The organism is Desulfocastanea catecholica, assembly GCF_054657295.1.
The window spans coordinates 13,535-27,117 of the sequence record NZ_BAAHYZ010000016.1 but is presented as its reverse complement, the minus strand read 5'-3'; the positions used below and the strand labels follow the sequence as shown (position 1 = coordinate 27,117).

Here is a 13,583-nt window from a genome sequence, read left to right as displayed (position 1 = left end):
AATAATATACCAGAGCGGGCAATTATGTCAACCGACGTTGCGGGGGGAAATGGCCTGTGTTAAAGTAGCCGCCATGAAAAATGATCCCTTATCGCCATCACCCTGTGCCGTCTCCGGTGTTATCAATCGACAGGAGCTCAACGATGCACAATATGCAGCAGTAACAACAACGGAAGGTCCGGTGCTGGTTATTGCCGGAGCCGGAAGCGGCAAGACAAGGACCCTGGTGTACCGCGTTGCTCACCTGGTGGAAAAAGGTGTTGCGCCCGAAGCGATTCTCCTTCTCACCTTCACCAGGAAGGCCAGTCAGGAAATGTTGTGGCGTGCCGGCAGACTGCTCAATGAAAACTGCAACAGGGTCGTCGGCGGCACCTTTCACGGGGTAGCCAACATGCTGCTCCGGCGCTATGGTTCACGCATCGGTTTTGGTTCGTCGTTCAGCATTATTGATCGATCCGATGCCGAGGGCATCGTCAACCTGTTAAAATCGTCGCTTGGCCTTGGCAAGAAAGATAAACGCTTTCCCTCCAGGCGTGCCGTTATCAATATGATCAGTGGATCTATTAACCGGTCCATCGACCTCGAGAGCCTGGTGCAGGATCAATATGCCCATCTTGCCGACCACCTGGAAGATATTCTCACCCTGAACAAACACTATCAGGAATTTAAGTTTGACCACGGCCTGATGGACTATGACGACCTGCTGGTCAACTGGAAAAGACTGCTGACCGAGTCGCCGGAGGTACAACTGGCCGTATCGGAACGGTTTTCCCATATCATGGTCGATGAGTATCAGGATACCAATCTTATTCAGGCCGATATCATCCGCCTGGTCGCCCATACCCATGATAATGTCATGGTCGTCGGCGATGATTCCCAGTCGATCTATTCTTTCAGAGGTGCTGATTTTTACAATATCATGCGTTTTCCCAAGGTGTTCCCTGACACCAGGATAATTAAACTGGAAGAAAATTATCGTTCGACGCAGCCGATCCTCTCCCTGACCAATGATATTATTAGAAATGCTGCGGAAAAATATACCAAAACCCTCTTTAGCCGTATTGAAGGTGATCTGCGGCCGGTTGTTTTTGCCGCTCGGGACGAACGGGAAGAAGCGGCTTTTATTGTTACAACCATCACAAAGCTGCTGGCAAGCGGGGTGGTGCTGCAGGATATTGCCGTGTTGTTCCGCTCGAGTTTCCACTCCTATAAGCTTGAATTAGCCCTTGGAGCGAAAAATTTCGAATACGAAAAGAGAGGGGGGATGAAGCTGACCGAGTCCGCGCATATGAAAGATATGATTGCCTTTCTTCGCGTGCTGGTCAACCCGCAGGATACCCTGTCCTGGAACAGGATCCTGCTCCAGCTGGAAAAGGTAGGTCCGGCAACCGCCCAGAAAATTTCTGCAACGATTGCCGGCGCGGCCGATGCACTCGAGGCCTTGAAGCTCTACAAACCTGGGAAAACATGGCAAGACTCTTACGCACGACTGGTGCAGCTCTTTGTCGATCTGCATGCCGGTACGCCGACCCCTTCCGCATTGTATGAGATGGCGCTCAACTATTATCAGCCTATTTTTGAGAGGATATATATCGACGACTTTCCGAAACGTCAAAAGGACCTCGATCAGCTGAAAAGCATTATGGGCGGCTATGGCGATCTGCAGAGTTTTATCGATGACACGACGCTGGATCCCCCTGAGGAGATTGGTACGGATGGCCAGGGAATGGACAGGCTCATCCTATCGACGATACATTCCTCCAAGGGATTGGAATTTGACGCGGTCTTTGTCATCGGGGTGGCGGATGGTCGTTTCCCCCATGCCTCGGCAACCTTCGGCGAGCAGTGGGAGGAGGAGCGGCGACTGCTGTATGTGGCGACCACCAGAGCGAAAAAATATCTCTATCTCACCTATCCACAGCAACTGATGACCCTGGACCGGCAGTTTCGCAGAGTCGGCATGTCACCTTTTTTAACCGAGTTGAGCGGCGGACTGTTTGAACGGGTTACGGAGAGGTCAGCGGGTGATCGTGACGCTTTTGCCTTTCAGGCGAATTTTTCATCTTCCTCAGGTGAGACCGCACCGCCAAAAAAGAAAAAACAGCAGAAAATGGAAATGACGGATTTTTCCGTGGGGAGGAGAGTGAATCACCAGTTTTTTGGCGATGGCACGGTAACGAAACTGTCGAAGGCGCGATCGCTCGACATCCATTTTGACCGACATGGCTTGAAAACCCTTCACCTGGACTACGCAAAACTGACAATTCTGTGATACATGGATATCTTGCTTTCGGCAGGATGCAAAAACCTCACTCACTCGACAATAACATATCATCATGACATATCAAGACGTTCTGACTCATCTCGATGCCCTGCAGATGCATAAAATAAAGCTGGGTCTTGAGGCCATGCAGTCTTTTTTAGAAAAAGTGGACCGACCGGAAAGTCGTCTCAAGTTTGTTCATGTTGCCGGAACAAACGGCAAAGGTTCGGTCTGTGCGGCGGTCTCCGAGGTGCTCGGCCTGGCCGGATACCGGGTGGGGGTGTACACTTCGCCCCATCTGAGCAGCGTGCGGGAAAGATTCAGGATCGGCAGCGACTATATCAGCGAGGAGACCTTCACCGAATTTGGCGCCAGAATCTGTCAGGTTCTCGGCGAGGAACAGATTACCTACTTTGAATTCACCACCGCGCTTGGCCTGCTCTGGTTCGCTGAATCGAATGTCGATCTGGTTCTCCTGGAGACAGGCATGGGCGGACGGCTCGACGCCACCAATGTGGTCACGCCGCTGCTCTCGGTCATCACCAGTGTCAGCATGGATCATGAGGCGTATCTTGGCACGAGTCTCGTCGATATCGCCGGCGAGAAGGCCGGGATTATCAAACCAGGAGTTCCGGTGGTGTCCGGGGCGGTTCATCCCGAGGCGGCTGGAGTGATAGAGGCGGTCGCTCAAACTAATGCTGCACCACTGTACGTCCTTCGTCAAGATTTTGACTATGCGGTGCAGCCCGACATGACCTGGACATGGGCCGGTGGCAACGCTTTTGCAGACTGCAAAATCGCCGGGCTACGCAGCAGTCGTGCAAGTCTTGCGCAGCAGGAAAACGATTCGCTGTCCATTGCCGTACTAAAGCTGCTGCAAAAAGATGGCTTCAAGGTGAGTGAACAACAGATTCGCCAGGGGCTGGCAGGTGTCAAATGGCCGGGGCGAATGGAGTGTTTTGACCAGGAGTATCCCTCCACCGCAGGCGGCGATAATGCAGGAAACAGCAGGAAGGTTCTCCGTTATCTCCTTGATGGGGCACACAATACCGAAGGTGTCAGAAATTTGTCACAAACCTTGAGGGAGAAATTTCAATACAAAAAACTTATTGGAGTGTGGGGCGCCATGGTCGATAAGGATCTTGCCGCAACCCTTGATCTGATTGCGCCGCTTGTCGATGAATTGATCATAACGCAGCCGGATGGTGAGCGAGCCGCCACCCCGGAACAGATCTATGCCATTGTCCATACCGAACAACAACGAAAAGCCCGATGTGTCAAAAAAGTTGATGAAGCGCTTGTGGCGGCTCAGGAGACGGCCGAAGCGGGAGATCTCATTGTTGTCGGCGGCTCGCTCTATCTTATTGGAGCAGTACGCCACCTCTTGCTCGGTGATCTGGTCTAGTGGCAAGGGAGTTTTTTGATTTCGATGCACCGGCGGATGCAGAGATCCGTGCCGAACGCGGCAAGGCGAGAGATTTGCGAAAAACCAGATGGTGGCAGCAGAAAACCGCCCCGGGACTCTGTCACTACTGCGGTAAAAAAGTTCTCTTCAAGGATATTACCATGGATCATCTGGTTCCCCTTGCACGAGGCGGTCGTTCGACCAGGGATAATCTGGTACCCTGCTGCAAGGACTGCAACAATCTGAAAAAAAGTATGCTGCCGCTGGAATGGCAGGACTATCTTGAAAGAGTGGCCAAAAAGAAGGAATGAAAATTTGCATGAAATTCATTTTCTTGTCGCTTGTTTGGCCGATTTCGTTTAAAAGCATTGAGCAAATTTCATAATTTGATTATTTTTTTCTCATGGGCGGGTAGCTCAGCTGGATAGAGTGTCGGCCTCCGAAGCCGAAGGTCGCGGGTTCGAATCCCGCCTCGCCTACCAGTATATAAAGGCATCTAGCGATTTTCGTTAGGTGCCTTTTTGCTTTTGTCCCTTTGTTGAAATAGCACCTGAACTGAGTCCATTCGGCGTTCACTTTGCTTAATCTTTCGGAAAGCTCACCCATATAGTAGGCCAGACACATTCCCTCTCTTTATTTCTGTTGTTTGTACCTTCTTGCATTTTACAGAACAGCGCTGTTTTTTATCGATCGATAGGCACAGCTGCAACACTATTGACGGAACACTTTACCTTCCCTCAGAAAAGTAAAACTTGACAAATTGTATTGTTAAATATAGTTTTGCGCAAAACAATATTGTGAGATTGTTTTTCCTATGGAGCATTTCGTCTAGGAGGCTGTCCGAGAAGAGGCATTTTTTCTCAGATCAAGGCATTTTAGAAAAATAACAACAGCCATACGTAGAGCATCGGAGTCTACGCTTACCGATGAGCATTGGTTTTTTTCTGAAATACCCGGAGAAGAGGAGAAAGAGCATTCTCGGACAGTCTCCTGGTGAAAGTGCTGTGTGTTCGTCAATGGAGTTAAACGAAGGAAGTGGTAATCGACACAGAGAAGGTTACTGAAAAGAGATATGGTAAAAATAGCGATTAAAGACCTCTATAAGGTTTTCGGTTCAGATCCTGAAAAAGGATTGGAATTATTGAAGCAGGGGAAAAACAAGGATGAAATTTACGATAAGACCGGTCTTACCGTTGGGGTGCAGGGAGCCAGTTTTGAAGTAAATACTGGGGAGATTTTCGTCGTCATGGGCCTGTCCGGTTCCGGAAAATCAACTCTTGTGCGCATGCTGAACAGACTCATTGAGCCGACATCAGGAGAGGTGCTGGTCGATGGTGAAGATATTTTGAAGATGGATAAAGCCGAACTGGTAAGATTTCGCAGAAGCAAAACCAGTATGGTTTTTCAGTCTTTTGCTCTTATGCCGCACCAGACAGTCCTTGAGAATGCGGCGTTTGGACTTGAACTGGATGGAATGGATCAGCAGGCTCGTGAGAGTAGAGCGAAAGATGCCCTGAAACAGGTTGGTCTTGAAGGCTGGGAAAATGCATATCCTAATGAACTAAGCGGCGGCATGCAGCAGCGCGTCGGTCTGGCACGGGGCTTAGCTGTTGATCCGGATATTCTGCTGATGGATGAAGCCTTTTCGGCTCTTGATCCTCTTATCAGAACCGAGATGCAGGATGAACTGTTGAAACTTCAGGATCGACATGAGCGAACTATCATTTTCATCTCCCATGATCTCGACGAGGCATTACGCATCGGTGATCGCATTGCCATTATGGAGGGAGGCACTGTGGTGCAGGTCGGTACCCCTGAAGAGATTTTACAGAACCCAGCTGATGACTATGTCCGGGCCTTTTTCCGGGGAGTCGATCCGACCGGAGTTATCTCGGCCGGGGATATTGTTCGCGACACCATGCCCACCGTGATATGGCATACTCCCCAGGGCGGTCCGCGGGCAACCCTGGAGATGCTCAGTAATAAAGATAGGGAATTTGCCTATGTCCTTAATTCAGAACATCGTTTTCTGGGGGTAGTGTCAACTGATTCACTTCGGGATGCCATCGATAAAGGAAACGGTCAAAGTAAACTCGAGTATGCCTTCCTGCCAGATGCACAGTCTGTTCTGGAAACGGAAAGTCTCCAGGACATCCTGCCGTTAGTCGCTTCACATACCTGGCCCATTCCGGTTGTGGATGAAAATAATGTGTATCGCGGTGTCGTTTCCAAGAATCGTTTTCTACGCACCCTGTATCGGGCAGAAAACGGCAATCACTTTGAAGAACTTGCTGCATAAAAAGCAATTTGAGGGAGTTTGGCATAATGTTTAGTTTTGATGAAAAAATTATACCTCTCGATGACTGGATAACAGTGTTCATTGATTGGCTTGTTGAAGGATACCGGTGGTTTTTCCAGGGAATAAAATGGCCGGTTGAAGTAACACTTTCCGGGTTTGAGCATGCCCTGCTGGCAGTGCATCCTCTTGTTATCGTCCTGCTGCTCGGTGCTGTTGCCTGGAAGGCCTCAGGGATAAAGTTGGCTATTTATACCATCGCGACGATGTTCTTGATTGGCATGCTCGGTTTATGGGCGGATACCGTGATTACGCTGGCGATGGTTTTCGCTTCCGTGGTGTTCTGCACCATTGTCGGCATACCTCTTGGTATCTGGGCCGGTCGCAGCGATAATTTTAATGCAATGCTTCGTCCGGCTCTGGATGCAATGCAGACGACCCCCGCCTTTGTGTATTTAGTGCCGATCGTTATGTTGTTTTCCATCGGTAATGTTGCAGGGGTACTGGCGACCATCGTTTTTGCCATGCCGCCACTTATTCGCCTGACCAGTCTTGGTATCAGGGGGGTGCATCCCGAATTGGTTGAGGCGGCTCTGGCATTTGGCGCGACAAGTAGTCAGGTTCTGCTCAAAGTACAGATTCCGCTGGCGTTGCCGACAATTATGGCCGGCTTGAATCAGACGATTATGATGGCGCTTTCCATGGTTGTCATCGCGGCTCTTATTGGTGCCGGCGGCCTGGGTGCCCCGGTGGTTCTCGGTTTGAACACCCTTGATATCGGTCTTGCGACAACCGGTGGCCTGGCCATCGTGTTAATGGCTATAGTTTTGGATAGAATTACCCAGTCGATGGGTACAAAGAAAAAGAAATAAAGGAGAGATTATGTTGTTGAAAAAGATGATACTTGGCGCTGCAGTCGCAGCAATGGCAATGGCCGGAGCGATGAATTCACAGGCTGCTGCCGGTCATCCCGGAGAAGGTGTAACGGTAAAACCTGCAAGAGCTACCTGGAACACCGGTTTTTTCCAGGAAGCACTCGTAAGACGTGGATTGGAAACACTCGGTTATGATGTTGAAAAACCAAAAGATCTATCGAACCCCATAGCCTACAGGTCTATCGAGCTAGGCGATATCGACTACTGGTGTAACGGCAACTTCCCGCTGCATACGCCTCAACTACCCAAGAACTTCGAAGAGAAGGCCAAAATTCTCGATCCGATTATCAAGGCCGGTGGCATGCAGGGTTACCTCGTTTCCAAGAAGGAAGTTGAGAAATTCAATATCAAATCCCTGGACGATTTCAAACGCCCCGAGGTAGTCGAGGCTTTCGATGCGAACGGTGACGGCAAGGCCGACCTCACTGCTTGCCCTCCTGGCTGGGGTTGTGAAAAAGTCATTTCCAAGCATATGGAAGTGTTCAATCTCAAGGACTATATCAAGCCAAGTACGGCTTCCTACGAAGCAGGCATGGCTTCCGCCATCGGTGCATACAAGTCCGGCAAGCCCGTCTTTTTCTACACTTGGACGCCTAACTGGACTGTTTATAAGCTGAAGCCTGGTGAGGACGTCATGTGGATCAATGTGCCTGCCGAAGGTGACGATCAGAGCCCCGTCTCCGGTATTATGGGTGCAGTTTCCGATCCGCTTCGTAACGGCTTCATGGTCTACGATATCACTGTCGTCGCCAACAAAAAGTTCTTGGAAAGGAATCCGGCAGCTGCAACCTTCCTGGAGAATTTCAAGCTGACCATCGGCGAGGTCAGCGCCCAGAACACTCGTATGAATGAAGGTGAAAAGAGCCAGAAAGACATTGAGGGTCATGTTGATGAGTGGATTGCTAAAAACCAGGGAAAATGGGATGGCTGGATTGCTGAAGCCCGTATGGCAGCTGCAGAATAGTTTGAAATAGTCTCAATCAAGCGAGATTACCGCATTATCGAAGGACACAAATTTTGTGTCCTTCGAGTTTCATTTTTTTCAAAATTAAAATCTCTTCAAACAAAAAATTCTGGAACAGATGATAAAAAAGGAGTACTAAGCTGAAGGTCTCACTCATAGAGATCTTTCAGGGAGAGAATGATGGATGAAAGAAACAAGCAAATTAATGCAGTTACTCAAAAATTGCGTAATATTCTGAAAGGGGTGCAGGCGCACTCTAAATACGTTGAAAAATCATGTGGCTTGAGTAGTGCCAAGCTATGGATGCTTGATAAAATCGCTACTGCTCCGGGTTTAAAAGTGTCGAAACTTGCGGCCGCTCTTGCCATACACCCTTCGACCTGCAGCAATATGCTGGATAAGCTTGAAGAAAAACAACTCGTATCCCGTGATCGCAGCAAAACAGATCAACGGAGTGTACATATTTACATCACCGAAGAAGGTCGTCAGTTTCTTGACAAAGCACCCAAACCTGCCCAAGGCAAGCTGAGCAACGCTTTGGAGCAACTCACCCCCATCCAGCTCTCCAATCTTGAGACCGGACTTGACGCCCTTGTTCAGGCGCTGGCGCTACACATCAACGATAACGGTCTTATGCCCTTTCTTGGGGAATAAAAATTATTCTTCAAATACAACCTTAGCTTGCTTGCTTTTGGTTTTTTGCTCTCCTTTATTTCAGGTTTCGGGCAAACATTTTTATTGTCGCTGTATGTACCTTCCATTGAGCAGCTATTAAGCATAAGTAACACCGAATTTGGCGCAATATATGCCTTTGCTACCATCGGCAGCGCAGCGACTCTTCCCTTTGCCGGCGGCTATTTCGACAAAATTGGAACAAAACGATACAGCTTACTGGTTACAGGCGACCTGATATCGGCACTGCTTTTGCTTTCGTTCTCATACAACATTGCGATGGTTTTGGTTGCTTTTTACGGATTACGTTTGTTTGGGCAAGGACTTATGAGCCACACTTCCATATCGTGTATAGCAAGATATTTCAGCACCAATCGGGGAAAAGCCATTGGTGCCGCCAGTGTCGGTCATCCGGTGGGCGAGGCGGTTTTACCCATTCTCATAACTCTACTTATTGGAGGCGTTGGCTGGCGGGAGGCACTGCAGGTATCAGCACTTGCATGTGCTATAATAGTAGCGTCATTGATAGTTTTTCTTCTTAACCAATCGCAAGCCAAACTAAGGGCCTACCGATTGCAAGCTAGAGCAACACGAAAAAACCAACCAAAAATATCGATCATACACGTTGTGAGTGAAAAAATATTTTTGGATGATAACGCCGGTCATTTTCATGATCGGTTTTACCAACACGGCCATCTTCTTTTTTCAGCTCAAGCTGAGTGCGGCAAAAGGATGGAGTCCCGTATGGGTGGCCGCGTCAGTATCGGCCTTCGCAGTGGCCGGAGCAGTGGGCATGATAGGTGTTGGCCCGCTGGTTGACCAGTTCACGGCCAAAAGACTTTTCCCGTATTACATGATTTTCTATCTTCTTGGTTTGCTTACGCTCATTCTTTTTGAACACCGTATCGTATATCCCATTGCCCTGGCTCTCATAGGCATGGGACACGGAATTGGTAATATCATTAAGGACGCAATGCTGGCTGAGGTTTATGGCTCGACCATCATTGGGCAAATTCGCAGTATCTTTATTGCCGTGATGATTATCAGTACTGCCCTCGGGCCTGTTATCTTCGGTATTTTTCTTGATATGAATATTTCTTACGCCGCTATTTTTACCGGCGTATTCATAGCAACCGCTTTGACTTCGCTCAATGGCTGCAGACCATTACCATGATAACGGTAAAAGGCGGCCTGCGCGGCGAGGACTTGGAGTGAAATTTATGAATCCCTAAGGCTTTCTTCCTGAAAGGAGCGAAGAATAGGGAAATGTGCTGTCAATATGCGTCAGGTGCAGGAGGGTGAAGAATTATTATGAGAATACTACAGTTAGGTCATCTGAAGTTTCCTATAAAAGTCTCATGCCGCCATCCGCATCAGGGCGGTCACAAGCGTATTAACCATCGATTTGCGTGGAACTGGGCAAAGCATTGGAAAATCTTTGTCCAATGCTGCTTGGGCCACCAACCTTCTGACATCGGAAAAGGCGAAATGGTCGCGGCCTTTCACCGTATGCCGTCGCTGCGGAGTTTTCTGTAGGCGACAGGCGTAAATCCAGGTAAGAGATGTGGCCATCAAGCAGAAATCCAGGTGGTTTTTTACTGCTACCGGATTTCGGGTCTGGGTTTCGGCACTGCCGATATCCCTTTTCAGTTCTTTGAATCCGGTCTCAATCTTCCATCTGGCGCCGTAATACTCGATTATCTCGGTGATTGACAGGGTCAGGTCGGTGGAAAAGAGCGCAACCCATTGCGTCCGGCGATACACCCACACTACTTTAATTCGGCACTTAAGCGTTTTTTGCATGACAACCTGATCATAGGCTAAAACCTTTCGCACTCTGCCGTACAGGTTGACCGTCATCTCCCGAGCCCGCTCTCTATTTATCACGGCAAGTGACGATGTCGTACCAAGCTTGTCCCCATATTTTCTCGGACGACCGGCGCCTTTTCCCGTTAGTGGGAAAGGCACGTCAAAGAGATTGTTGTTCGAACGAAGCCGAGACAGCAAGTGGGCACGCTTCCCTATTTCTTTTCGCAAAGGCTTGAAGAGGCCGTTGTTGCCAAACCAGGAGTCGGTTACAACCATGATATCCGACTGGGAAAATTCCACAGCAACTCTGCCGAGCATCTCTACGGTCTGGATATGCTTGCTTTGGAAGTCAATTTTCTTGCCCTTGAATGTTGGTTTTTTTTCTTTGATTTCTGCTTCTGGCAGATAATACCGCTGACTAAGAGGCAGGCAGGCCCAGCGTCCCTTGATCATTTTGAGAAGGCCGATGGCGACAATATTCTGAGCCCAGGGATATTTTGACTGATTTTGCTTGGCTGCATGGTCAAACACCTTGGCGCAGGCAAGAAATCTTCTTCCCTGTCTTGGGATTGATATAATCGTCGAGGGCGATGATCAATCTGCCTCCTGTTTCCGGTTCGGGGATCATTTTCCACAGCCTCGGCCAGAGCCTATCCCAAGGAATCTTCGGAGAGGCCATAAAGGTGTAGTACCGCTTCTTGCCGATCTCGGCAAAACCGAACAGGATATGAAGCACTCGCAGCAAATTTGAGGTTCTGGATGAGGCAAATGGTAAGATGATCGCGAGTAGGGTGTGAAGAAACCAGGCGCTACGTTCCTTACCATTTTGGGATGAGGCAAATTCGTCTTTGAGTTCACTGAGCAGGGAGTGTAATATGAGCATGCGAGGTTCCTCTGGTAATTTGTTTTTGGAGAATTTATTGTAAAAGCTACTCTCACTCACAGGCGGCAATCAGCAGGAACAGGCATGGGTCGCGTCGATTTTTGCCGCTGCCGCCCGGTCGATAAACCACTGCAATGCACCGCCTGACGGACTGACCAGCTGCGCCGGCAGTTCGCGCGGTTCCTGTTGCCGGCTTGCTGGCCTGAGCACTTTTGGCAAGATATCCGCCTTGCCCGGGCCGACGGCCACGAAAAAGATCGTCCGGGCATTATTGATCAAAGGCAGCGTCATGGTCAAACGCACCGGCGGCGGCTTGGGAGCGTCAAAGACGGGGGCTATCCAGGCCCTGGTTTCGGCGAGGAGCGGATGATCCGGAAAGAGGGAAGCGGTGTGGCCGTCTTCACCGACACCAAGGAGGATCAGATCAAAACGCGGCATCTGTCCTTGCCGTGGACGCAAGACCTTTGCCACAACGGACGCATAGGTTTTCGCCGTTGCGACAGGATTGGCCGAATCGTCCATGGCATAAATGTGTTCCTCGGGAATAGGCACACGGCTGAAGAATCGATCTTTTGCCAGGCCGTAATTTGAGTCAGGACTACTCCACGGGACCCATCGCTCATCCGCCCAGAAAACATGCCAGTTCGACCAGTCGATGGTGTCGCGCAAGGGTTTGGCACAAAGACCGGGAGAGAGGATATCCAGGAGCGATCCTCCGGAAAGAGCGATGTGGAACCGCCCCCGTTGTGCGCAGGCCCTTGCCGCCAGATCGGCTACATGACCGGCCAGGTCGGCTGACAGTTCGACGCGGCTGGCATATATATTCACCCTGGGCGGCATACCCCTCTTTTCTTTTTGAAGTCTGTCAAACGGCAATTCCCTGTCCATTAAAGAGTATACGTATGTGATGACACCTTGCCGCCGTGGCCCGTCCAGTCGGTATGGAAAAATTCACCCCGCGGTTTATCGATGCGCTCATAGGTGTGGCCGCCAAAGTAATCACGCTGTGCCTGCAGCAGGTTGGCGGGCAGGCGGTCACTGCGATAGCCGTCATAATACGCCAGGCCGGCGACAATGGCCGGCATGGGGATACCGATTTCAATGGCCTTGGCGGCCACCCGACGCCAGCCGTACTGCGCCCGATGGATGGCAGTGCGGAAAAAATCATCAAGAAGGAGATTTTCCAGGAATGGATTCTGATCAAAGGCCTGTTTGATATTGTCGAGAAAGACGCTGCGTATAATACAGCCGCCGCGCCACATGAGGGCAATACCGCCATAGTCGAGGTGCCAGGCGTATTCGTTTGCCGCGTGGCGCATAAGCATATAACCCTGGGCGTAGGAGATAATTTTCGAGGCGTACAGGGCATCGTGGACATAGCCGATAAACTCCTTGACGTCGCCGCTAAAATCGGTTTTCGGGCCATCGAGTATTGCCGAGGCGCCGACTCGCTCCTCCTTCATTGCCGACAGACAGCGGGCAAACACCGCCTCGGAAATTAGGGTCAGCGGAATACCTTCTTCGAGGGCATTGATGCCGGTCCACTTGCCGGTGCCTTTCTGGCCGGCAGCATCAAGGATATTGTCTATCAAGTGGGTGCCGTCGGCATCTCTGTGGCCAAGAATATCAGATGAGATTTCCATGAGATACGAATCAAGCACCCCAGTATTCCACGCACTGAACACCGACTGGATCGCATCCGTATCCATACCGAGCCCCCGGCGCAGAAAATCGTAGGCCTCGCTGATGAGCTGCATGTCGCCGTACTCAATACCGTTGTGCACCATCTTGACGTAATGCCCCGCCCCTTCTTCTCCGACCCAGTCACAGCAGGGCAGGCCATCGACCCGGGCGGCAATGGCCTGGAAAATATTTTTCACATACGGCCATGCAGCAGGGTTGCCGCCCGGCATGATCGAAGGTCCTTTTCGTGCGCCTTCCTCCCCACCGGAAATACCCGTACCGACAAATAATATTCCTTTTGCCGCAAGGTCTTGCGTGCGACGAGTAGTGTCTGTAAAAAGGGAATTACCGCCATCAATGATAAGGTCGCCCGGTTCCAGGTGCGGAGTAATTTGCGCAATCAAGTCGTCAACCACCACCCCGGCCTTGACCATCATCATGACACGACGCGGTTTTTTCAAATGGCCGACCAACTCGGCGATGGAATCGGCGGCAATGATGTCCGTCCCCTGGGCCGGACCGGCAAGAAAGGCATCGACCGTTGTACGTGTTCGGTTAAACACAGCCACCCTGAAATTGTGGTCGTTCATATTCAACACCAGGTTCTGGCCCATGACGGCAAGGCCGATCAGTCCGATATCTGCTTGTGACATACTATTCTCCTGTTAAATTT

The 13,583-nt window shown here is 50.2% G+C and carries 11 protein-coding genes, 1 tRNA gene and 1 pseudogene; 10 read left to right on the top strand and 3 right to left on the bottom strand.

The annotated features are described in order from the left end of the window. Positions 1–49 precede the first annotated feature (49 nt). The 10 genes from ACYQ8U_RS14900 (at position 50) to ACYQ8U_RS14855 (ending at position 9,709) form a co-directional block, all read left to right on the top strand. A complete protein-coding gene (locus ACYQ8U_RS14900) occupies positions 50–2,272 on the top strand; it encodes an ATP-dependent helicase (protein ID WP_459946347.1) in 2,223 nt (740 codons plus the stop codon). A 64-nt stretch (positions 2,273–2,336) separates the two neighbouring features. Beyond that, entirely contained in the window at positions 2,337–3,668 is a 1,332-nt protein-coding gene (locus tag ACYQ8U_RS14895; RefSeq protein WP_459946346.1) for a bifunctional folylpolyglutamate synthase/dihydrofolate synthase, read from the top strand. Further along, complete coding sequence (locus ACYQ8U_RS14890) at positions 3,668–3,979, top strand: HNH endonuclease (protein WP_459946345.1); 312 nt, start codon at positions 3,668–3,670, stop codon at positions 3,977–3,979. Before ACYQ8U_RS14895 ends, ACYQ8U_RS14890 begins: the two co-directional genes overlap by 1 nt. A 94-nt stretch (positions 3,980–4,073) precedes the next feature. Then, positions 4,074–4,150: transfer RNA gene (locus ACYQ8U_RS14885), tRNA-Arg, on the top strand. 590 nt (positions 4,151–4,740) lie between these two features. Then, positions 4,741–5,967 (top strand): glycine betaine/L-proline ABC transporter ATP-binding protein ProV, encoded by a 1,227-nt coding sequence (gene proV / locus ACYQ8U_RS14880; protein ID WP_459946344.1) that lies wholly within the window; start codon positions 4,741–4,743, stop codon positions 5,965–5,967. A gap of 26 nt (positions 5,968–5,993) precedes the next feature. Continuing rightward, on the top strand, positions 5,994–6,836 hold the full coding sequence (locus ACYQ8U_RS14875) for an ABC transporter permease (RefSeq protein WP_459946343.1): 843 nt from the start codon (positions 5,994–5,996) through the stop codon (positions 6,834–6,836). Between the two features lie 10 nt (positions 6,837–6,846). After that, positions 6,847–7,863 carry a glycine betaine/L-proline ABC transporter substrate-binding protein ProX gene (gene proX, locus ACYQ8U_RS14870; protein ID WP_459946342.1) on the top strand — a complete coding sequence of 339 codons (1,017 nt, stop codon included), beginning with the start codon at positions 6,847–6,849 and terminating at the stop codon, positions 7,861–7,863. Positions 7,864–8,040: 177 nt separating this feature from the next. After that, complete coding sequence (locus ACYQ8U_RS14865; RefSeq protein ID WP_459946341.1) at positions 8,041–8,517, top strand: MarR family winged helix-turn-helix transcriptional regulator; 477 nt, start codon at positions 8,041–8,043, stop codon at positions 8,515–8,517. Positions 8,518–8,544: 27 nt separating this feature from the next. Beyond that, positions 8,545–9,354: an MFS transporter gene (locus ACYQ8U_RS14860; protein ID WP_459946340.1), complete on the top strand. Its 810-nt coding sequence runs from the start codon at positions 8,545–8,547 to the stop codon at positions 9,352–9,354. After that, positions 9,251–9,709, top strand: a complete 459-nt coding sequence (locus ACYQ8U_RS14855) for an MFS transporter (protein WP_459946417.1) — start codon at positions 9,251–9,253, stop codon at positions 9,707–9,709. The genes ACYQ8U_RS14860 and ACYQ8U_RS14855 overlap by 104 nt, the downstream gene beginning before the upstream one ends. A gap of 182 nt (positions 9,710–9,891) precedes the next feature. On the opposite strand, the pseudogene ACYQ8U_RS14850 reads toward ACYQ8U_RS14855, so the two are convergent. From ACYQ8U_RS14850 to gnd, 3 genes and pseudogenes are all read right to left on the bottom strand, one after another. Then, positions 9,892–11,227: pseudogene (locus tag ACYQ8U_RS14850) on the bottom strand (IS701 family transposase). A 69-nt stretch (positions 11,228–11,296) separates the two neighbouring features. Then, positions 11,297–12,067 carry a 6-phosphogluconolactonase gene (gene pgl / locus ACYQ8U_RS14845; protein WP_459946339.1) on the bottom strand — a complete coding sequence of 257 codons (771 nt, stop codon included), beginning with the start codon at positions 12,065–12,067 and terminating at the stop codon, positions 11,297–11,299. A 47-nt stretch (positions 12,068–12,114) separates the two neighbouring features. Then, complete coding sequence (gene gnd / locus ACYQ8U_RS14840) at positions 12,115–13,563, bottom strand: decarboxylating NADP(+)-dependent phosphogluconate dehydrogenase (RefSeq protein ID WP_459946338.1); 1,449 nt, start codon at positions 13,561–13,563, stop codon at positions 12,115–12,117. Between the last annotated feature and the right edge of the window lie 20 nt (positions 13,564–13,583).

What these genes read in the sequence shown, in the direction of transcription:
- ACYQ8U_RS14900 (WP_459946347.1), top strand. Translation starts at nt 50, where the DNA reads ATGGCCTGTGTTAAAGTAGCCGCCATGAAAAATGATCCCTTATCGCCA.
- ACYQ8U_RS14895 (WP_459946346.1), top strand. Translation starts at nt 2,337, where the DNA reads ATGACATATCAAGACGTTCTGACTCATCTCGATGCCCTGCAGATGCAT.
- proV (WP_459946344.1), top strand. Translation starts at nt 4,741, where the DNA reads ATGGTAAAAATAGCGATTAAAGACCTCTATAAGGTTTTCGGTTCAGAT.
- ACYQ8U_RS14875 (WP_459946343.1), top strand. Translation starts at nt 5,994, where the DNA reads ATGTTTAGTTTTGATGAAAAAATTATACCTCTCGATGACTGGATAACA.
- proX (WP_459946342.1), top strand. Translation starts at nt 6,847, where the DNA reads ATGTTGTTGAAAAAGATGATACTTGGCGCTGCAGTCGCAGCAATGGCA.
- ACYQ8U_RS14865 (WP_459946341.1), top strand. Translation starts at nt 8,041, where the DNA reads ATGATGGATGAAAGAAACAAGCAAATTAATGCAGTTACTCAAAAATTG.
- pgl (WP_459946339.1), bottom strand. Translation starts at nt 12,067, where the DNA reads ATGCCGCCCAGGGTGAATATATATGCCAGCCGCGTCGAACTGTCAGCC.
- gnd (WP_459946338.1), bottom strand. Translation starts at nt 13,563, where the DNA reads ATGTCACAAGCAGATATCGGACTGATCGGCCTTGCCGTCATGGGCCAG.